Annotated in this window: 15 protein-coding genes and 1 rRNA gene; 10 read left to right on the top strand and 6 right to left on the bottom strand. The window is 59.7% G+C overall.

Going from position 1 to position 19,753, the window contains the following annotated elements:
* Positions 1 to 137 precede the first annotated feature (137 nt).
* From rrf to recD, 4 genes are all read left to right on the top strand, one after another.
* A 5S ribosomal RNA gene (gene rrf / locus MO767_RS08095) occupies positions 138 to 253 on the top strand.
* A gap of 156 nt (positions 254 to 409) precedes the next feature.
* Positions 410 to 3,862 (top strand): exodeoxyribonuclease V subunit gamma, encoded by a 3,453-nt coding sequence (recC, locus tag MO767_RS08090; RefSeq protein WP_282480096.1) that lies wholly within the window; start codon positions 410 to 412, stop codon positions 3,860 to 3,862.
* Positions 3,859 to 7,545: an exodeoxyribonuclease V subunit beta gene (gene recB, locus MO767_RS08085; RefSeq protein ID WP_282480095.1), complete on the top strand. Its 3,687-nt coding sequence runs from the start codon at positions 3,859 to 3,861 to the stop codon at positions 7,543 to 7,545. Before recC ends, recB begins: the two co-directional genes overlap by 4 nt.
* Positions 7,542 to 9,644, top strand: coding sequence for an exodeoxyribonuclease V subunit alpha (recD, locus tag MO767_RS08080; RefSeq protein WP_282480094.1), 2,103 nt, complete (start codon positions 7,542 to 7,544; stop codon positions 9,642 to 9,644). Before recB ends, recD begins: the two co-directional genes overlap by 4 nt.
* On the opposite strand, the gene MO767_RS08075 is transcribed toward recD, so the two are convergent.
* Entirely contained in the window at positions 9,641 to 10,588 is a 948-nt protein-coding gene (locus tag MO767_RS08075; RefSeq protein WP_282480093.1) for a LysR family transcriptional regulator, read from the bottom strand. The two genes, recD and MO767_RS08075, sit on opposite strands and share 4 nt — an antisense overlap.
* Positions 10,589 to 10,751: 163 nt before the next feature.
* Between MO767_RS08075 and MO767_RS08070 the strand changes: the two genes are divergently transcribed.
* Entirely contained in the window at positions 10,752 to 12,278 is a 1,527-nt protein-coding gene (locus tag MO767_RS08070) for a CoA-acylating methylmalonate-semialdehyde dehydrogenase (RefSeq protein WP_282480092.1), read from the top strand.
* Positions 12,279 to 12,288: 10 nt separating this feature from the next.
* Entirely contained in the window at positions 12,289 to 13,176 is an 888-nt protein-coding gene (gene mmsB / locus MO767_RS08065) for a 3-hydroxyisobutyrate dehydrogenase (RefSeq protein WP_282480091.1), read from the top strand.
* A 160-nt stretch (positions 13,177 to 13,336) separates the two neighbouring features.
* Here mmsB and MO767_RS08060 read toward each other — a convergent pair whose 3' ends face one another.
* From MO767_RS08060 to MO767_RS08045, 4 genes are all read right to left on the bottom strand, one after another.
* On the bottom strand, positions 13,337 to 13,681 hold the full coding sequence (locus MO767_RS08060; RefSeq protein WP_007946320.1) for a cupin domain-containing protein: 345 nt from the start codon (positions 13,679 to 13,681) through the stop codon (positions 13,337 to 13,339).
* A 109-nt stretch (positions 13,682 to 13,790) separates the two neighbouring features.
* On the bottom strand, positions 13,791 to 14,162 hold the full coding sequence (locus tag MO767_RS08055; protein WP_282480090.1) for a MerR family transcriptional regulator: 372 nt from the start codon (positions 14,160 to 14,162) through the stop codon (positions 13,791 to 13,793).
* A gap of 46 nt (positions 14,163 to 14,208) precedes the next feature.
* Positions 14,209 to 14,784 carry an NAD(P)H-dependent oxidoreductase gene (locus MO767_RS08050; protein WP_282480089.1) on the bottom strand — a complete coding sequence of 192 codons (576 nt, stop codon included), beginning with the start codon at positions 14,782 to 14,784 and terminating at the stop codon, positions 14,209 to 14,211.
* Positions 14,785 to 14,829: 45 nt separating this feature from the next.
* The gene (locus MO767_RS08045; protein ID WP_282480088.1) at positions 14,830 to 15,714 is read right to left on the bottom strand and encodes a LysR substrate-binding domain-containing protein; all 885 of its coding nucleotides are present in this window, start codon (positions 15,712 to 15,714) and stop codon (positions 14,830 to 14,832) included.
* A gap of 160 nt (positions 15,715 to 15,874) precedes the next feature.
* On the opposite strand from MO767_RS08045, the gene MO767_RS08040 reads away from it, so the two are divergent.
* Positions 15,875 to 16,639, top strand: coding sequence for a sulfite exporter TauE/SafE family protein (locus tag MO767_RS08040; protein ID WP_282480087.1), 765 nt, complete (start codon positions 15,875 to 15,877; stop codon positions 16,637 to 16,639).
* Here MO767_RS08040 and MO767_RS08035 read toward each other — a convergent pair.
* Positions 16,629 to 16,943: a putative quinol monooxygenase gene (locus MO767_RS08035; protein ID WP_282480086.1), complete on the bottom strand. Its 315-nt coding sequence runs from the start codon at positions 16,941 to 16,943 to the stop codon at positions 16,629 to 16,631. The two genes, MO767_RS08040 and MO767_RS08035, sit on opposite strands and share 11 nt — an antisense overlap.
* A 160-nt stretch (positions 16,944 to 17,103) precedes the next feature.
* Here MO767_RS08035 and MO767_RS08030 point away from each other — a divergent pair, with 160 nt between their 5' ends.
* The 3 genes from MO767_RS08030 to MO767_RS08020 all read left to right on the top strand — a co-directional run bounded on the left by MO767_RS08030 (position 17,104) and on the right by MO767_RS08020 (position 19,660).
* Positions 17,104 to 17,694, top strand: coding sequence for an NAD(P)H-dependent oxidoreductase (locus MO767_RS08030; protein ID WP_282480085.1), 591 nt, complete (start codon positions 17,104 to 17,106; stop codon positions 17,692 to 17,694).
* A 57-nt stretch (positions 17,695 to 17,751) separates the two neighbouring features.
* Complete coding sequence (locus MO767_RS08025) at positions 17,752 to 18,663, top strand: LysR family transcriptional regulator (protein ID WP_282480084.1); 912 nt, start codon at positions 17,752 to 17,754, stop codon at positions 18,661 to 18,663.
* Positions 18,664 to 18,766: 103 nt separating this feature from the next.
* The gene (locus tag MO767_RS08020) at positions 18,767 to 19,660 is read left to right on the top strand and encodes an NAD-dependent epimerase/dehydratase family protein (RefSeq protein ID WP_282480083.1); all 894 of its coding nucleotides are present in this window, start codon (positions 18,767 to 18,769) and stop codon (positions 19,658 to 19,660) included.
* The last annotated feature ends 93 nt before the right edge of the window (positions 19,661 to 19,753 follow it).

Genomic DNA, 19,753 nt, shown 5'->3' with positions numbered 1-19,753 from the left:
AAGCGAAAGAGCGCCAGATTGCGGTGTGTGAAGACGAAACGAACCGAAAGTTCGAGATGCTCACAAAACACCGAAAGCTATCACATACCCAATTTGCTGAAGCGAGACCATCAGGTCACGACTCAGTACCCGAATTTCTTGACGACCATAGAGCATTGGAACCACCTGATCCCATCCCGAACTCAGCAGTGAAACGATGCATCGCCGATGGTAGTGTGGGGTTTCCCCATGTGAGAGTAGGTCATCGTCAAGATTAAATTCCGAAACCCCTATCTGCGTATGCAGGTAGGGGTTTTGTTTTGTTCGCAGGAAAGTTCGTACAGCAATACCGGACAGCTCCCGGCTGCCACAGTCTCCCGACAATGCTAAGGTTCGGCCCTAGCTTTTGTATTTTCCCAAGGAAGCCTTTATGCCGGACGCGACGTCCCTCAGTGCTGGTTTTATGGTGGTTCACGGCAACCGCCTGGACGAGTTGCGCAGCCTGGTGGTCAGCTGGATGCGGCGTTACCCGTTGGCTCCCTTGGAAAATGAAATTGCCCTGGTTCAAAGCAACGGCATCGCCCAATGGCTGAAGCTGGCACTGGCAGAAGACCCTGAAGACGATGACATGGGCGGCTGCGGAATCGCTGCAGCCATCGACGTGCAGCTACCGGGTAGCTTCATGTGGCAGCTCTATCGCATGGTGCTTGGACGTGACGAAATCCCGGTCAAATCCCTGCTCGATAAAGCTCCCTTGACCTGGCGTCTGATGCGTCTGCTTCCGCAGTTGATCAACCAACCGCACTTCGAACCCCAGCAGCGCTTCCTTACGAATGACACAGACTTACGTAAACGCTATCAATTGGCGGAGCGACTGGCGGATCTGTTCGACCAATATCAGGTGTACAGGGCCGACTGGCTTGAAGACTGGGCAGAAGGTCGCCATCAATTACGAAATGGCAGAGGCGAAACCAAACCTCTGACCCCGGCTAACTGCTGGCAGGCAGAATTGTGGCGAGCGCTGTTACTGGATGTGGGGGAACAAGGCATGGCGCAAAGCCGAGCCGGCGTCCATCAACGGTTTATCGAGCGCATCAACAGTCTCGACGTCGCCCCTAGCGGATTGCCTTCACGGGTAATCGTTTTCGGGATTTCGTCACTGCCTGCTCAAGCCCTGGAAGCACTGGCGGGGCTGGCCCGGTTCAGCCAGGTTCTGCTCTGCGTGCACAACCCGTGTCGTCACCATTGGGCGGACATCGTCGCCGATAAAGACCTTTTGCGACATCAATACAAGCGTCAGGCTCGCAAGAGCGGAATGCCGGTTGTGCTAGACCCGCAAACCCTTCACCAGCATGCCCATCCACTACTGGCAGCGTGGGGCAAGCAGGGGCGGGACTATATCAATCTGCTCGACAGCTACGACGATCCCAACAGCTATCGCTCGGCATTCCGCGATGGCCGTATCGACCTGTTCAGCGACAGCCAGCCACAGAACATGCTCAATCAATTGCAGGACGACATTTTTGAGTTGCGTCCATTGAACGAGACTCGCGAGCGCTGGCCAGCTGTAGATCCGGCAAAGGACGAGTCGATCCGTTTTCACATTGCCCACAGCGCCCAGCGCGAAGTGGAGATCCTTCACGACCAGTTGCTTGCACGCTTCAGTGCTGATCCGGAATTAAGGCCTCGCGATGTGATCGTGATGGTCCCGGACATCGACAGCTACGCACCGCATATTCGTGCTGTATTTGCTCAGCTTGAACGCCATGATCCGCGTTTCATTCCCTTCACCCTCGCCGATCAAGGCCAACGTGGCCGAGACCCGCTACTGATTGCTATCGAACATCTGCTCAAACTGCCCGACAGCCGTTTCCCCGTGAGCGAGATCCTCGATCTGCTGGATGTTCCTGCACTACGCGCTCGCTTCGGTGTAGAGGAACGTGATCTGCCGACCCTGCACCGTTGGATCGAAGGCGCAGGCATCCGCTGGGGCATAAATGCCGAGCAGCGCGCGGGTCTCGGTCTACCGCAGGAGCTGGAACAAAACAGTTGGCGTTTCGGGCTGCGACGGATGCTGCTCGGTTATGCCGTGGGCAGTGCCAGTGCTTGCGAGGGTATCGAGCCCTATGACGAGATCGGTGGTCTGGATGCCGCGCTCATTGGGCCTTTGGTCGCACTATTGGACGCATTGGAGATTGCCCACCAGGAACTCTCTCAACCCGCAGCACCCAAACAATGGGGCTTTCGATTGCACGCACTGGTTCAGTTGTTTTTTCTGGCCAGTAACGAGCATGACGACTACGTGTTGGCCCAACTCGAAGAACTGCGTGAAACCTGGCTTGAGACGTGCGAGTCAGTTGGCTTGCATGATGAACTGCCGTTGACCGTGGTCCGTGAAGCCTGGCTCGCCGGTCTCGACCAAGGCCGCCTTTCCCAGCGTTTTCTGGCCGGTGCGGTTAACTTCTGCACCTTGATGCCCATGCGAGCGATCCCGTTCAAACTGGTCTGCCTGCTGGGCATGAATGACGGGGACTACCCGCGTGCCCAACCGCCACTGGACTTCGACCTCATGGGCAGTGACTACCGCCCTGGCGATCGCTCCCGTCGTGAAGATGACCGCTATTTGCTGTTGGAAGCGCTGTTGTCGGCACGTGACCAACTCTATATCAGCTGGGTCGGTCGTAGCATTCGCGATAACAGTGAACGCCCTGCGTCGGTACTGATTGGCCAATTGCGAGATCATCTGGCCAGCGGTTGGCGACTGCATGATGTCGACGAAGATCTGCTTGAGGCCATCACTCAGGAACATCCACTGCAACCGTTCAGCGCCCGCTACTTCCATGCAGGCGATGATTTGTTCAGCTACGCGAATGAATGGCAGGTGCTGCATCAAACCAGTGAGCCGTCGACTGACATTGATGTCCTGGATCCCTACGTTCAGGAGGAGCCGCTGAGTCTCGGTCAACTGCAGGACTTTCTGCGTAATCCTGTGCGGCATTTCTTCAGTCAACGACTGAAGGTGTACTTCGAAGCGGCTGAAGTGCCCTTGGCTGATGAAGAGCCATTTGTACTCGATGCGTTGCAACGTTACAGCCTCAGCGACAGCTTGCTCGAAGCGGCGCTGGGACATCTGGATAGCACCGATCAGATACTGGAAGCACAGGCCAAACGTCTGCAAAACAGTGGGCTTCTGCCCATGGCCGGATTCGGCGAATGCCTTCAGCGAGAGCTGATCGAACCATTGCCGGATCTGTTGCAGCGTTACCAACAGCTTTTGGCGCTATGGCCAACGCCGCTCACCAACGCTCTGCCAGTGAGTCTGGAGTTGCAGGGGCTGCGCCTGGAAGGTTGGCTCAGCGGCCTGCATCAGCGTGCGGACGGTGGTTTGCTTTCAGTCACTACAATCCCCAACAGCATCGGCTCAATCAAGTCTCGCAAATGGCATCGACTGACACGTCCTTGGGTCAATCATCTGGTCGCCTGCGCCAGTGGTATGGCGATGACCACCGCGTTGGTGGCCAGCGACGACAGTCTGCTGCTCGGTCCGATGGAGGAGGGTGCAGCCTTGCGGATTCTGGGCGAGCTGTTAATGGCTTGGCAAGCGGGCATGCGTCAACCACTGCCGATTGCAGTGAAGACCGGCTTCGCATGGCTTGGGCAAACTGATCCGGTCAAAGCCCAGGCCGCAGCCCGCAAGGCCTATGAAGGCGATGGCCTGACCACCGACGGCGAGCGTCGCGAAAGCCCGGCACTCGCCCGGCAGTTCGCCGACTTCGACTCGCTTACCGCAGACGAAACGTTCCCGGATTGGTGCAACGCATTGTACCGGCCGCTGCTTGAAACGCCTTGGCGTTCATTGAGCAGCGAGGAGGCGCGCGCATGACCACAAAACCTCTGGCCTTGGCATTTCCTCTGCGCGGTAGCCAACTGATCGAAGCGAGCGCCGGGACCGGCAAGACTTTCACCATTTCCGCGCTGTATCTGCGTCTGGTCCTCGGCCACGGCGCAGAGTCGAGTGGCTTCGGACGTGAACTGTTGCCGCCGCAAATCCTCGTTGTGACGTTCACCGATGCCGCGACCAAAGAATTGCGCGAACGTATCCGCACACGTCTTGCTGAAGCTGCACGGTTTTTCCGTGATGAAACATCGGCGCCCGATAGCCTTATCGCGGAGCTTCGCGCGGAGTACCTACCCGAGCAGTGGCCGGGGTGCGCAAACCGCCTGGACATCGCCGCGCAGTGGATGGACGAGGCGGCCGTTTCGACCATCCACAGTTGGTGCCAGCGCATGTTGCGCGAGCACGCGTTCGACAGTGGCAGTCTGTTTACACAGACCCTGGAAACCGATCACAGCGATTTGCTGGGCGAAGTCCTGCGCGATTACTGGCGCCTGTTTTGCTACCCGATGCAAGGTGATGCGCTGAACTGGGTGCGCGGCAATTGGGGCGGTCCGGCAGCATTGCTGCCGCGAGTACGTGGTTTGTTCGCCAGTGAGCGAGACAGCGTTGAAGGTAAAGAGCCTGCCGAGCTGATTACGGAGTGTCTGCAAGAGCGACGGGATGCGTTGCTCGAGCTCAAGATGCCCTGGCGCCAGTGGGCGGACGAACTGCTTGCCATTTGTCACCAGGGTATTGCGAGCAAGAGCGTCGACGGTCGCAAGATGCAGGCGCGCTATTTCGAACCCTGGTTCGAAAAGATCAGGGCCTGGGCTGAAGACGAATCCCTTGAGCAACTGGATATCGGCACCGGATTCACGCGCCTGACTCCCGAGGGTATGGCTGAAGCCTGGAAGGGCGAACCACCCAGTCATCCGGGACTGGATGCTATGCCCGGTCTCAAGGCCAGTCTCGATGGATTGCCGACACCTGATGCCGCCGTGCTGCAACACGCCGCCCAGTGGGTTGGCACGCGGTTCGAAGAAGAGAAGCGTCGCCGTGCGGAGATGGGCTTCGATGACATGCTGCTGCGCCTCGACGCAGCGTTGCAGTCTGATGGCGGTGAGCGGCTGGCGACCCTGATTCGCGAGCAGTTTCCGGTGGCGCTGATCGATGAGTTCCAGGACACCGACCCGGTGCAGTACCGAATTTTCGAGAGCATCTATCGCATCGAAGACAACAATCCCGAATGCGGTCTGTTCCTGATCGGCGACCCCAAGCAAGCGATCTACGCGTTCCGCGGTGCCGACATCTACACCTACTTGCGCGCCCGCCAGGCCACCGCTGGCCGGCTGCATACCCTGGATACGAATTTCCGTTCCAGCCATGGCATGGTCCGTGCGGTCAACCATGTGTTCGAGCGTGCCGAGTCTCGCGAGACCGGGCGAGGCGCGTTTCTGTTTCGTGAAAAGAATGGCGAAAACCCGGTACCGTTCCTGCCCGTCGAATCCCAAGGGCGCAAAGAAGTTTTGCACATCGACGGCCAAGTCGTGCCCGCCCTGAACATCTGGCACCTGTGCGCCGATCAGCCGCTGTCCGGCGCGGTGTACCGACAACAACTCGCTGCCGCCTGCGCCAGTGAAATCAGCGCATTGCTCAACGGAGGGCAACAAGGTCGCGCGGGTTTCATACAGGACGGCAAGGACTTCAGAGGTTTGCTGCCAGCGGATATCGCGATCCTGGTCCGCGACGGTAAAGAGGCCCACGCTGTGCGCGGCGAACTCTCCGCTCGTGGCGTGCGCAGCGTCTATCTGTCGGACAAGGACTCGGTGTTTGCCGCCCAGGAGGCCCACGATCTGCTGACCTGGCTCAAAGCTTGTGCCGAGCCGGATGTCGAGCGTCCGCTGCGAGCCGCGTTGGCCTGCATCACGCTGAACCTGTCACTGGCCGAACTGGAACGGCTCAATCAGGACGAACTGGCCTGGGAAGCGCGGGTCATGCAGTTCCGCCATTATCGCGAGCTCTGGCGCAAGCAGGGCGTGTTGCCAATGCTGCGGCGATTGCTGCATGACTTCCAGCTGCCACAGACATTGATCACGCGCAGTGACGGCGAGCGGGTGCTGACCAATTTGCTGCACCTGTCCGAGTTGCTGCAACAGGCGGCCGCCGAACTCGATGGTGAGCAAGCGCTGATCCGTCATTTGTCCGAGCATCTGGCGTTGTCCGGTCAAGCCGGCGAAGAGCAGATCCTGCGTCTGGAGAGCGACGAACAACTGGTCAAAGTCGTGACCATTCACAAGTCCAAGGGGCTTGAGTATCCCTTGGTGTTCCTGCCGTTCATTTGCTCGGCGAAGCCGGTGGATGGCAGCCGTCTGCCGCTGCATTACCACGACGAAAGCGGCAAGGCTCAAGTGACCTTGAGGCCGACAGCCGAGTTGATTGTTCAGGCGGATGATGAGCGTCTTGCCGAGGATCTGCGCTTGCTATACGTAGCCCTGACCCGGGCGCAACACGCCTGCTGGCTCGGAGTAACCGATCTCAAGCGCGGTAACAACAACAGCTCGGTGCTGCACCTGTCAGCATTGGGTTATCTGCTGGGCGGCGGAGCACCATTGGCCGAATCGGCAGGCTTGAAGCGTTGGCTGGAAGACCTGCAGCAGGACTGTCCTGCGCTGAGCTACGGTGAAATGCCTGAAGTGACCGTCGAGCACTACCATCCGCCACACAACGATGCGACGTTGCTTGCTCCGCTGATACCCAAACGCAAGGCCAGCGAAAACTGGTGGATTGCCTCCTACAGTGCCCTGCGCATTGGCGACAGCATGAGCGTGGGTACTGATGAAGCGCCGGAGAGCCCGCAAGCGCAAAAACTCTTCGACGACGAACGCCTCGATCCGCAAGCACCACGAGAAGTGGTGGCCGGTGGTGCTGATATTCATCGATTCCCTCGCGGCCCGAGCCCCGGCACCTTTCTCCATGGCTTGCTTGAATGGGCCGGTGATGAAGGTTTTGTCGCCACGCCGCAAGCGGTGGAAGACGCCATTGCCCGTCGTTGCAACCGTCGTGGCTGGGAGGGCTGGATAACCGCCCTGAGCGACTGGTTGCAGCACCTGCTTACGTCCCCGCTGCATATCGGCAGTGGGCAGGCCCCCGTGGTATTCGAGCAATTGACCCAGTACCGGGTCGAGATGGAATTCTGGTTCGCCAGTCATAAAGTCGATGTGCTCAAGCTCGATGAACTGGTGCGCCAATACACCCACAACGGTGTGGCCCGGGTGGCTGCCGAGCCGGTGTTGCTCAATGGCATGTTCAAAGGCTTCATCGACCTGACATTCGAGCACGACGGCCGCTACTACGTCGCTGACTACAAATCCAACTGGCTGGGCGTCGATGACGCGGCCTACACCGAGCAGGCCATGGAACAGTCGATTCTCGACAACCGTTACGACCTGCAATACGTGCTGTACCTGTTGGCCCTGCATCGCCAGCTCAAGGCGCGACTTGCCGATTACGACTACGACCGGCATGTCGGCGGTGCGCTGTACCTGTTCCTGCGCGGTACGCGCGCGTCCAGCCAAGGCGTGTATTTCGCCCGTCCTCCAAGAGCGCTGATCGAGCGTCTGGACCGGATGTTCCAGGGCAAGCCAGAACCCAAGGCCGAACCCGCCTGGGAACAGGGAGTTTTGCTATGAGTCGCACTTTCGCGGATTTGCTGCCTACTTCGTTGACAGCCGAAAGCCTAGCGGATCTGGCGCCGTTGAGTCGCGCCGATGACTTGCTCTTGTTGCTGACGCGCTGGGTTGAGCGCGGCTGGCTGCGAGCGCTGGACAAAGCCTTTGTCGCTTTTCTTCATGAGCTCGCTCCCGGCGATGATCCACTGGTGCTGCTGGCCGCCGCGTTGGCCAGTCATCAGTTGGGCCACGGTCATGTGTGCCTGGATCTGTTCGAGACGCTCAAGGAGCCGGACTTCGCCCTGTCGCTGCCACCGGAAGGTGATGTGCAAAGCGGCGCGATGTTGTTGCCGTCGCAATTGCTTGAGGCGCTGGACGGTGCTCATTGGTGCAAGGTCCTGGCCTCCAGCAGTCTGGTCGCATTGGCGGTCGATGGTCGCGAGGCCGCGCAGCATCGGCCATTGGTGTTATCGGGCAAACGTCTGTACTTGCGTCGCTACTGGGCTTACGAACGGCGTATCGACACCTCGCTGCGTCAACGCTTGGTCGAACACGAAACCACACCGGATGATTTTTCCCAGCGCCTCACCCGTTTGTTCGGCCCAGCCCAGCCTGGCGCAGTGATTGACTGGCAGAAACTCGCCTGCGCCCTCGCCACCCGCAGCGCGTTCAGCATCGTTACCGGTGGCCCGGGGACCGGCAAGACGACGACGGTCGTGCGTTTGTTGGCGTTGCTCCAGGCGCCGGCAGTGGAGGCTGGCAAGCCGTTGCGCATCCGTCTCGCGGCACCCACCGGCAAGGCTGCAGCCCGATTGACGGAGTCCATCAGTCAGCAGGTCAGGACGCTGGAAGTCGATGAAACCGTACGCGTGAAGATCCCGTCAGACGTTACCACCGTGCACCGTCTGCTCGGCAGTCGTCCCGGTACTCGACACTTCCGTCACCACGCCGGTAATCGCTTGCCGCTGGATGTGTTGGTGGTGGACGAAGCCTCGATGATCGATCTGGAAATGATGGCCAACCTGCTCGATGCGTTGCCGGCCCATGCCCGCTTGGTGTTGCTCGGGGACAAGGACCAACTGGCATCGGTGGAGGCCGGCGCCGTGCTGGGCGACCTGTGCCGCGACGCCGAGGCCGGTTGGTACAGCCCACAGACTCGCCTGTGGCTGCAAGCTGTCAGTGGTGAAAGCCTCGATGCCAGCGGTTTGCAGGAAGACACCCAAGGGACTCATCCGCTGGCCCAGCAAGTTGTGATGCTGCGTCATTCACGCCGGTTCGGCGAGGGCAGCGGCATCGGCCAACTGGCTCGTTGGGTTAACCAGCAGCAACCCGAGGAAGCTCGCAAGTTGTTGGCGGCTCGAAGTCATGACGACGTGTTTTCCCTGTCCCTCAAGGGGGAACAGGACCGGGCGTTGGAACGCTTGCTGCTTGAGGGGCATGGCGGTGGACCGCAGGGTTATCGCCATTACCTGAGTCTCTTGCGCAGCCTGCGACCATCGCTCGACAGCACGCTCGATGATCCCTGCTGGGCCGATTGGGCTCGCCAGGTGCTGCAAGCCTTCGACACCTTCCAGTTGTTGTGCGCCGTACGCAAAGGGCCGTGGGGCGTTGAAGGTTTGAATCAACGCGTGACCGCCGCGCTGCTCAAGGCTCGGCTGATCGACAGCGACCAGCAGTGGTACGAAGGTCGGCCGGTGCTGATGACCCGCAATGACTATGGTCTGGGTTTGATGAACGGCGACATCGGCATTGCCCTCAAGCTACCGGAACGTGAGGGGCCCGAGGCTGGGAAGCAGGTGCTGCGTGTGGCGTTCCCGCGAAATGATGGTCAGGGCGGCGTACGTTTTGTTCTGCCGAGCCGGCTCAATGATGTTGAAACCGTGTACGCCATGACGGTGCACAAATCCCAGGGCTCGGAATTTGCCCATACGGCGTTGATTTTGCCGGATGCCCTGAACCCTGTGCTCACCAAGGAATTGATCTATACCGGGATTACCCGGGCCAAAAACTGGTTCACCCTGATCGAACCTCGCTCCGGCGTATTCGAGGAGGCGGTGCGGCGCAAGGTCAAGCGCTTGAGCGGGTTGATGCTGGAGTTGGATGAGGTGAACGCCAACTAATCGGCGAACAGCATCTCCCGACTTTCACCCATCAACAGACCTTGATTCTGCTCAGTGACCGCGCGGATGTAGTCCCACAGCAGGGTGATCCGCTTGAGCTTGCGCAGGTCCTCGCGGCAGTACATCCAGAACTGTCGAGTGATGTTGATTTCCTCCGGCAGCACCGGCAGCAATCGCGGATCCTGGGCCGCCAGAAAGCACGGCAGAATCGCCAGCGACCGACTTTGCTGCGCGGCGACGAATTGCGCAATCACACTGGTGCTGCGCAGGTTGGCACTGGCGCCGGGCAACACGTTTGCCAGGTACAACAGCTCCGAGCTGAACGCCAGATCGTCGACATAACTAATGAATGAATGTTTGCCCAAGTCAGCCGGGCGGCGGATCGGTGGGTGCTTATCCAGATAATCCTGGGTCGCGTAGAGCTGTAATCGGTAATCGCAGAGTTTGCAGCAGACGTACGGACCATGCTCCGGGCGCTCCAACGCGATGACGATGTCCGCCTCGCGCTTGGACAGGCTGATGAAGTGCGGCAGCGGCAGGATGTCCACGGAGATTGCCGGGTAGGCGTCGACGAAATGGCTTAGCTGCGGAGTGATGAAAAAGCTGCCGAAGCCTTCGGTGCAGCCCATGCGCACGTGCCCGGACAACGCCACCCCGGACCCCGAAACCTGCTCGCAGGCCATGTGCAGTGTGCTTTCAATCGACTCGGCGTAACCGAGCAACCGCTGGCCTTCGGCGGTCAGGACAAAACCGCTGGTCCGGGATTTCTCGAACAGCAAAGTGCCCAACGCCGCTTCCAGCGAGCTGATGCGCCGCGACACAGTGGTGTAGTCGACCGCCAGGCGCTTCGCCGCGGTGCTGGCCTTGCGGGTGCGGGCGACTTCAAGGAAAAACTTGAGGTCATCCCAGTTCAACGAGCCTAGAGACGTGATGTTTTTTTGCATGATGGACCGGCTTTTATGTGCGTTCTTATTAGAAGTTTGCACATCTATACTCCAAAAACAGTCCGACAACCAATTCGCAATACGCGCCTCATCTCAAGGCGACTTTCTCGCCTTGGCTCCCTAGATAGCTCTCTAAATAAGAACAACGTCCCGGAGACCCAACATGAACGCATCGCTCACGCCAAACGAAACCACTGTCCAAACGGTAAAGCTGTTGATCAACGGCGAGTGGGTCGAGTCCCAAACCACCGAGTGGCACGACATCGTCAACCCGGCGACCCAGCAAGTGCTGGCGAAAGTGCCGTTCGCAACCGCGCAGGAAGTCGACGCCGCGATCAGCGCCGCTCATCGCGCCTTCCAGACCTGGAAGCTGACGCCGATCGGCGCGCGGATGCGCATCATGCTCAAGCTCCAGGCGTTGATTCGCGAACACTCCAAGCGCATCGCCGTGGTGCTCAGCAACGAACAAGGCAAAACCATCGCCGACGCTGAAGGCGATATCTTCCGCGGCCTGGAAGTGGTCGAGCACGCTTGCTCTATCGGCAGCCTGCAAATGGGCGAGTTCGCCGAGAACGTTGCTGGCGGCGTCGATACCTACACCCTGCGTCAACCAATCGGCGTTTGCGCCGGCATCACGCCGTTCAACTTCCCGGCGATGATTCCGCTGTGGATGTTCCCGATGGCCATCGCCTGCGGCAACACCTTCGTGCTCAAGCCGTCCGAACAGGACCCGATGTCGACCATGCTGCTGGTGGAACTGGCGATCGAGGCCGGTGTTCCGGCGGGCGTGCTCAACGTCGTTCATGGCGGTAAAGACGTGGTGGATGCGCTCTGCACCCACAAGGACATCAAGGCTGTTTCCTTCGTCGGTTCGACCGCCGTCGGCACTCACGTCTACGACCTGGCCGGTAAACACGGCAAACGCGTGCAATCGATGATGGGCGCGAAGAACCACGCTGTTGTGCTGCCGGACGCGAACCGCGAACAAGCGCTCAATGCGCTGGTCGGTGCCGGTTTCGGTGCGGCCGGTCAACGCTGCATGGCCACATCTGTCGTGGTGCTGGTGGGCGCGGCCAAGCAATGGCTGCCAGACCTGAAGGCACTGGCGCAGAAACTCAAAGTAAATGCCGGCAGCGAGCCTGGCACTGATGTCGGCCCGGTAATTTCCAAGAAAGCCAAGGCACGGATTCTGGATCTGATCGAGAGCGGCATCAAGGAAGGCGCCAAGCTGGAACTGGACGGCCGCGACATCACGGTTCCAGGCTTCGAGAAGGGCAACTTTGTCGGCCCGACCCTGTTCTCCGGCGTAACCCCCGAGATGCAGATCTACACCCAGGAAATCTTCGGTCCGGTGCTGGTGGTGCTGGAAGTCGCGACCCTCGATGAGGCCATCGCACTGGTCAACGCCAACCCGTTCGGCAACGGCACCGGCCTGTTCACCCAAAGCGGTGCGGCAGCGCGCAAGTTCCAGAGCGAAATCGACGTCGGCCAGGTCGGCATCAACATCCCGATTCCGGTGCCGGTCCCGTTTTTCAGCTTCACCGGTTCGCGCGGATCCAAACTCGGCGACCTCGGTCCGTATGGCAAGCAAGTGGTGCAGTTCTACACTCAGACCAAGACTGTCACCAGTCGCTGGTTCGATGACAACAGCGTCAACGACGGTGTGAACACCACCATCAACTTGCGTTAAGGAGCCGGACATGAAAATTGCTTTTATCGGTCTCGGCAACATGGGCGCGCCGATGGCGCGCAACCTGATCAAGGCCGGCCATTCGCTACGGCTGGTCGACCTGAACAAAACCGTTCTGGCAGAGCTGGAGCAACTGGGCGGCAGCATCAGCGCTTCGGCGTGTGAAGCCGCTCAAGGCGCAGAATTGGTGATCACCATGCTGCCCGCCGCGGTGCATGTGCGCAGCGTGTGGCTGGGTGAAGACGGCGTGCTGGCGGGTATCGGCAAGGGCGTGCCGGCAGTCGATTGCAGCACCATCGATCCGCAGACGGCGCGTGATGTTGCCGCGGCGGCGGCCAAGCAAGGCGTGGTCATGGCGGATGCGCCTGTGTCGGGAGGTACAGGCGGTGCGGCAGCCGGGACCCTGACGTTTATGGTCGGCGCTACCCCTGAGCTGTTCGCTACCCTGCAACCGGTGCTGGCGCAAATGGGCCGCAACATCGTCCATTGCGGCGAAGTCGGCACCGGGCAAATCGCCAAGATCTGCAACAACCTGCTGCTGGCGATCTCCATGGTCGGTGTCAGCGAAGCCATGGCGCTGGGCGATGCGCTCGGGATCGACACGACGGTGTTGGCCGGAATCATCAACAGTTCCACCGGCCGTTGCTGGAGTTCGGAGATGTACAACCCGTGGCCGGGCATCGTCGAAACGGCGCCGGCCTCGCGCGGCTATACCGGTGGTTTCGGTGCCGAACTGATGCTCAAGGATCTGGGGCTGGCCACGGAAGCGGCACGTCAAGCGCACCAACCGGTGGTGCTCGGCGCGGTGGCCCAGCAGTTGTATCAGGCGATGAGCCAGCGTGGGGAAGGGGGCAAGGACTTCTCGGCAATCATCAACAGCTATCGCAAACCCCAATAAAACCTGTGGAAGCGAGCTTGCTCGCGATGGGGGCGGCACAGTCAACACTGGTTGTGGATGATCCTCCGCCATCGCGAGCAAGCTCGCTCCCACAATGGCTGCATGTTCCTATCGACATTTACCGGGAAATCACGTTGGGTGATCTCCCGGTTTTTTTGCATCAGGCAAACACGAAATACTTACGCACGGTTTCAACCACTTCCCACGTGCCTTTCATGCCCGGCTCAATGACGAAAATATCACCGGCACGCAGATGGATCGGCTCCTTTCCCTCTGGGGTGATGATGCAGTACCCCTCGCGGAAATCGCAGTATTCCCACTTCACGTATTCCACATACCATTTGCCCGGCGTGCAGATCCAGGTGCCCATGATTTTGCTGCCGTCTTCGCTGGTGTAGGCGTTGAGGTTGACGGTGTGCGGGTCGCCTTCGAGTTTTTCCCATTTGCAGGCGTCGAGCACCGGCAGTGGGTGGGTATCGCGAAGAACGGTAATAGGTGCGGTCATGTGGACTCCGGGGCAGTGGACTAGAGAACTGAAGTCGCACCCTATAGCGCCCGTCCACCGGTCAGTTGTCTGTGCTCGACATTGAGCTGTCCAGAAACGCGCATTGCCCTCAAAGACTGCTCAGCGGGCAATCGAACCGGCTCTGTTCGAGGCTGGCTTCGAACTCGACCAACTGCGAATGCTGCTGCAACAGCGCAGCGATCCGCTCGCTGATTTCCTGCTTCTTGGCGGCAATGACCTGATGGGCCAGTTCCCACGGCATTTGCGGCCCTTGGTGTCCGGCGAAGATTGACTGCAATTCCTTGAGCCTGAAACCCAGCTGCTGCGCGCACTTGATGAAGATCAGCAGGTCTACGCTTTGCTGGTCGTAGACGCGGTATTTTCCCAACCGCTGAGCGGCAGGCAGCAGGCCGATCGACTCGTAATGGCGGATGCTCTTGATCGTGGTTCCGGAGCGTTGCGCGGCTTGGCCGATGTACATGGAAAGTCCCTTTTCGCCGTGGTAACCCGGTGCATTATCGGCAGACTCAGCGGCTGGCGATAGCCTGGGCCTGCAGCAACCAGGTTTCACGCTGGCCAGCGCTGGAACCGAGAATCGGGCCGAACGTGAGCGTGCGTTGTGGCTTGATGCCGCAGAACGCGAGCGTGGTTTTGCGTACCTGATGCAGTCCAGGCATGCGATAGATCCAGCGGTAATACCAGGGTGGCGTGTCCATGGTCACCAGCAAATGGGCGCTGCGGCCGTGCAGGAGTTTGTCGGGAAAGGCTTTGCCTTCGCGGTATTTGAACGCGAAACCCGGCAGGAACACTCGATCGAAAAAGCCCTTGAGCAATGCCGGAATTCCGCCCCACCAGATCGGATAAACCAGCGTCAGGTGCTCGGCCCACACAATGTCCTCCTGGGCGCGGCGCAAGTCGGCTTCCATTGGTTGGACCTGTTGATAACCTTCACGCAGCACCGGGTCAAAGTCCATTGCGCCCAGAAACAACTGGCGCACCTCATGCCCGGCACGCACCGCCGACTGTGCGTAACGCTCGGCGAGTGCGCCGCAGAAACTGTTGCTCGCCGGATGACCCGGAATCACCAGAATTCGTTTGCCCATCGTCTCTGTCCTCGAAGATGAAAGCCCAAGGGTAAAGTCTGCCCCTCAGGGGAGAGTCAAGGCGTGCAGCAAGGCCTTGGCGTAACCAGGCAAGGCGGCGAAATCCCGAGCACAGAGCAACAGTTTGCGCATGGCCCAAGGTTCTCGCAGGGCGAGGCTCTTGAAGGATTGTTCTCCACGCCAGCGCTCAACCGCCGCGAGGGGCACGATCGCCAGCCCGGCCCCCCGAGCGACCATGCGCATCACACCCTCGAAACCGTCGGCACGGATGCGGATTTGCAGGCGTGATCCGGTGTGCAGCGCCTGTTCTTCCAGGTACGCCGCCATCGCGCTGTTGGCGTTCAGACCGACATAGTCGTGGTGCAAGGTATCGTTGAAGCTCACGACACCTGCGTGTGCCAAGGGATGATCGTGGGGCATGATCAGCACCAGCGGATCGTCGCGAAACGGGCGGATCTGCAGGTCATCGGTGTCCACGGCGTCAGAGACGATGCCCAGGTCTGCCGCACCTTGGCGCAAGGCGTGGGTGATGCGCGCACTGGGCAGTTCTTGAAGATCGATGTCGAGGTTGGGGTGGTCGCGAAGGAAGTCCGCGAGCAACTCCGGCAGGTATTCGGTCATCGCTGTGGTGTTACACAGCAGCCGCACCTGGCCTTTGACGCCGTTGGCGTATTCGGCCAGATCCTGCTGCATGCGTTCGGCCTGTTGCAGCAGAACACGGGCGTGTTGCGCCAGGGCTTTGCCGGCCGGGGTTGGGCTGACACCGCGGCGACCTCGCTGCAGAAACTCGATCCCCAATGACGCCTCCATGGCGCGGATGCGCGCACTCGCTGCCGCGAGGGACAAATGGCTGCGAGCCGCGCCAGCAGTGATGTTGCCGCTGTCGAGGATGTTCAGGTAGAGGCGCAGGTCGGTCAGGTCGAAGTGCATCGGTAACCTCTTGATCTGTGTTGTCTGGAAGGCCGCTATCGCGAGCTTGCTCGCGATAGCGGCCTTCAAAACGACGAAGTTTTCAGCCTATTGCTTGACGAGAGGCTGCCTCAGTATATGGCAGATTTTCAAGCGGCCAATCCAGGCCCACGATAGCGCCATGAATACTCTCGCCGCGTTCTATCAAAACCTCGGTCTGACCCTTTCGTTGATGGTCATCGCGACCTTTCTGCTGGCCGGCATGATCAAGGGGGTGATCGGCCTCGGTCTGCCAACCATTGCGATGGGTTTGCTCGGTCTGGCTATGGCGCCGTCGCAGGCTGCCGCGCTGCTGATCATCCCCGCAACGCTCACCAATGTCTGGCAACTGGCATTCGGCGGGCATCTGCGGGGGTTGATCAAACGGCTGTGGCCGATGCTGTTGGCGATCTTCATCGGCACCGGGGCCGGCACGTTGTGGATCGGCATGGCCGGTGGTCATTGGGTCGTGCGGGGATTGGGCGCGGCGCTGTTGCTCTATGCGTTGAGCGGGTTGTTACTACCGACCTTGCGTGTAGGCCGTCACACCGAGCGCTGGCTCGGTCCGCTTGGCGGCCTGTTGACTGGCGTCATCACCTCGGCCACCGGCGTCTTCGTGATTCCGGCAGTGCCTTATCTGCAAGCGCTGGGCTTGAGCAAAGATGAACTGGTGCAGGCGCTGGGTCTGTCGTTCACCGTCTCGACCCTGGCCCTGGCCGCCGGCCTGTTATGGCGTGGCGCGCTGGGTGGTGGCGAGTTAAGTGCGTCGTTGCTGGCGCTGATCCCGGCGGTGCTCGGCATGTTGCTGGGGCAATGGCTGCGCCAGCGGATCAGCGCCGTGCTGTTCAAGCGTGTTTTCTTCATCGGCCTGGGCGTGCTCGGCGGCCACTTGTTGATCAGCGGGTAGCGGAAGACGGGCTAAGCATCTCGATGGCGCGGATATCGAAATCCCGTTCCAGGTACTCATCGCGCTGCTCGAGGAACTGCTTCATGTGCGGCAGGTTCGAGTGCACGTCCAAGTGAGCCTGGGACTGCCAGATCTCGTAGAAGATAAACAGCGTCGGGTCCTGTTTGTCGCGCAACATGTGGTACTCGATGCAACCGGGCTCGGCGCGGCTCGCTTGCACATAAGCGCTGAAAAACGCTTCAAAGGCGTCGGATTTTTCCGGGCGGGTCTTGGCATGCAGGATGAAGCCTTGCATTTCACTCATCAGAAATTCCCTCAAGTTCAGAATCGGCACAAGTTTATGGCAACAATCGGTTGTCGATTCGTGCGTATTGGTCAAATGAATGTTGTGAATCCAGCGCTTATTCCGCGCGAGGCAGATCGTTACTCTGCCGCCATCGAATTCCAACCTTCCGAGACTTCCCATGAAAAAAGTCCTGTTGCTCAATGGCGGCAAAAAATTTGCCCACTCCGATGGCCGTTACAACGCCACCCTGCATGAAGCCGCGCTGAGCGTGCTGGATCGCGGCGGCGTCGACGTGAAAGCCACCTTCATCGACGAGGGGTACGACCTCGCCGAAGAAGTCGCCAAATTCATCTGGGCCGACGTGATCATTTATCAGATGCCCGGCTGGTGGATGGGGGCGCCCTGGACCGTCAAGAAGTACATCGACGAAGTCTTCACCGAAGGTCATGGCAGCCTGTACGCCAGTGACGGCCGTACGCGCTCCGACTCGTCGCAAAAGTACGGCAGCGGTGGCCTGTTGCAGGGCAAGCAATACATGTTGTCCCTGACCTGGAACGCGCCGCAGCAAGCCTTCGACGACCCGACCGATTTCTTCGAAGCCAAGGGCGTGGACGCGGTGTACTTCCCGTTCCACAAGGCCAACGAGTTCCTCGGCATGACCGGTTTGCCGACGTTCCTGGCGGTCGATGTGATGAAGCGCCCCAATGTCGAAGCCGATGTCGCACGCTATGAGCAGCATTTGATCGAGGTGTTCGGTCTGCCGGCGTGAGGTTCCTTTTGCCCCGCATCCAGCTACTATCAAGCCAGTTTTGAATGAGGGGCATCCGTGAAAGCCAGATCCGATGAGTTGCAGATTTTCGTCTGCGTGATTGAATGCGGGTCGATTTCCGCTGCAGCCGAACAGGTCGGGCAAACGCCTTCAGCGGTCAGCCGTACGCTGTCGCGGCTGGAGGCGAAACTTGATACCACGCTGATCAATCGCACCACGCGGCGCATGGACCTGACCGAAGAGGGCAAGTACTTCTTCGAGCACGCCAAGCTGATTCTCGATCAGATGGACGAGCTCGAAGAACGCCTGATTTCACGCCAGCAAACTCCGTCCGGGCGCCTGCGGATCAACGCCGCATCTCCGTTCATGCTGCACGCCATCGTGCCGTACATCGACGAGTTCCGCCGGCTCTATCCGGACATCCAGCTGGAGCTCAACAGCAACGACCTGATCATCGATTTGCTCGAGCAAAGCACTGACATCGCCATCCGCATCGGCACGCTCGCCGACTCGACGTTGCATGCCCGCTCTTTGGGATGCAGTCCGCTGCACATCGTTGCCAGCCCGGCCTATCTGGAACAACACGGTGTACCGGTTGAAGTGGCGGATTTGTCCGGGCACACGCTGCTGGGCTTTACCCAGAACGAAGGCCTCAACCAATGGCCGCTGCGTTACGTTCACGGTGATCGCTGGCCGATTCAGGCTTCAATCAGCGCGTCCAGCGGCGAGACGATCAGGCACTTGGTGCTGGAAGGTCAGGGCATTGCCTGTCTGTCGCATTTCATGACCATCGACGACATCCGCGCCGGCCGTTTGCAGGTGCTGTTGGCGGATTTCAACAGCGGTTATCGCCAGCCGATCAACGCGGTGTACTACCGAAACTCGCAACTTGCCCTTCGGATTCAGTGCTTCCTGGACTTCATCCAAGGCAAGTTGGCGGTTTATGCGAATGCGGATTTCAAGGGCTGATTCGTGACCCCTGCGCAAGAGTGAATTGGGCAACGCTGTCTGTTTCCGCAGGTATCGGTCCTCGATACTGGGTGCATCACTTATTAACGCAGGGAGTTTCTCCATGAACGTATTCGTTACCGGTGCAGCCGGTTTTATCGGCGGCTCAATCGCTACCGGTCTGGTCCAGGCGGGTCACAAGGTTACCGGCCTGGTGCGCAGCAACGAACAAGCCAATGAACTGAGTGCTCTGGGTATCACCCCAGTAATCGGCACGCTTGACGACAGCGCATTGCTGGCCGAACAGGCCCGCGCTGCCGACGCCGTGATCAACGCCGCCAGCAGCGACCATCGTGGCGCGGTAGAAGCGTTACTCGATGCACTTCGCGGTTCCAACAAAGTGTTCCTGCACACCAGCGGGTCGAGCATTGTTGGCGATGCGTCGGGCGGCAAATCCAGCGACGTTATCTATTACGAAGACAACCTGCCGGCACCTACCGTCGACAAGGCTGCTCGTGTGGCCATCGACAACCTGATCCTCGCCGCAGCAAAGGACGGGGTGAACTCGGCAGTCATCTGCAACACCCTGATCTACGGCCATAGCCTGGGCGTCAAACGCGACAGCGTGCAGCTACCGCGTTTGCTGAAACAGGCGCGTAAAAGTGGTGTGGTCCGGCATGTCGGTACCGGCCAGAACATCTGGTCCAACGTGCACATCGAAGACGTGGTTTCCCTGTACCTGCTGGCGCTGACCAAAAACGTACCGGGCACCTTCTACTTCGTCGAAAGCGGTGAAGCGTCGTTTATCGACATGACCACTGCGATTGCCCAAGCGCTGAATCTGGGTGAGCCACAAGACTGGCCGCTGAAAGAGGCCGAAGCCGAGTGGGGGTATGAAATGGCCAACTATGGCCTGGGCTCCAACAGCCGGGTTCGCGGTAAACATGCGCGTGAGTTGCTGGGCTGGGCGCCGAAGCGGACATCGGTGATTGAATGGATTCGTGACGAGATGGTGTGAGTTCGCTCTAGACCGCGTCGCTGCCATCGCGAGCAAGCTCGCTCCCACAGGAGGTCTTCGTCGTACACAAAATCTGTGTCGAGTGGAATTCAA

The organism is Pseudomonas sp. UYIF39, from assembly GCF_029963765.1.
Lineage (GTDB): Bacteria > Pseudomonadota > Gammaproteobacteria > Pseudomonadales > Pseudomonadaceae > Aquipseudomonas.
This window is presented reverse-complemented; position numbering and strand designations above follow the sequence as displayed.

Coding starts and splice junctions, on each gene's coding strand:
- recC (WP_282480096.1), top strand. CDS start 410: ATGCCGGACGCGACGTCCCTCAGTGCTGGTTTTATGGTGGTTCACGGC.
- recB (WP_282480095.1), top strand. CDS start 3,859: ATGACCACAAAACCTCTGGCCTTGGCATTTCCTCTGCGCGGTAGCCAA.
- recD (WP_282480094.1), top strand. CDS start 7,542: ATGAGTCGCACTTTCGCGGATTTGCTGCCTACTTCGTTGACAGCCGAA.
- MO767_RS08075 (WP_282480093.1), bottom strand. CDS start 10,588: ATGCAAAAAAACATCACGTCTCTAGGCTCGTTGAACTGGGATGACCTC.
- MO767_RS08070 (WP_282480092.1), top strand. CDS start 10,752: ATGAACGCATCGCTCACGCCAAACGAAACCACTGTCCAAACGGTAAAG.
- mmsB (WP_282480091.1), top strand. CDS start 12,289: ATGAAAATTGCTTTTATCGGTCTCGGCAACATGGGCGCGCCGATGGCG.
- MO767_RS08060 (WP_007946320.1), bottom strand. CDS start 13,681: ATGACCGCACCTATTACCGTTCTTCGCGATACCCACCCACTGCCGGTG.
- MO767_RS08055 (WP_282480090.1), bottom strand. CDS start 14,162: ATGTACATCGGCCAAGCCGCGCAACGCTCCGGAACCACGATCAAGAGC.
- MO767_RS08050 (WP_282480089.1), bottom strand. CDS start 14,784: ATGGGCAAACGAATTCTGGTGATTCCGGGTCATCCGGCGAGCAACAGT.
- MO767_RS08045 (WP_282480088.1), bottom strand. CDS start 15,714: ATGCACTTCGACCTGACCGACCTGCGCCTCTACCTGAACATCCTCGAC.
- MO767_RS08040 (WP_282480087.1), top strand. CDS start 15,875: ATGAATACTCTCGCCGCGTTCTATCAAAACCTCGGTCTGACCCTTTCG.
- MO767_RS08035 (WP_282480086.1), bottom strand. CDS start 16,943: ATGAGTGAAATGCAAGGCTTCATCCTGCATGCCAAGACCCGCCCGGAA.
- MO767_RS08030 (WP_282480085.1), top strand. CDS start 17,104: ATGAAAAAAGTCCTGTTGCTCAATGGCGGCAAAAAATTTGCCCACTCC.
- MO767_RS08020 (WP_282480083.1), top strand. CDS start 18,767: ATGAACGTATTCGTTACCGGTGCAGCCGGTTTTATCGGCGGCTCAATC.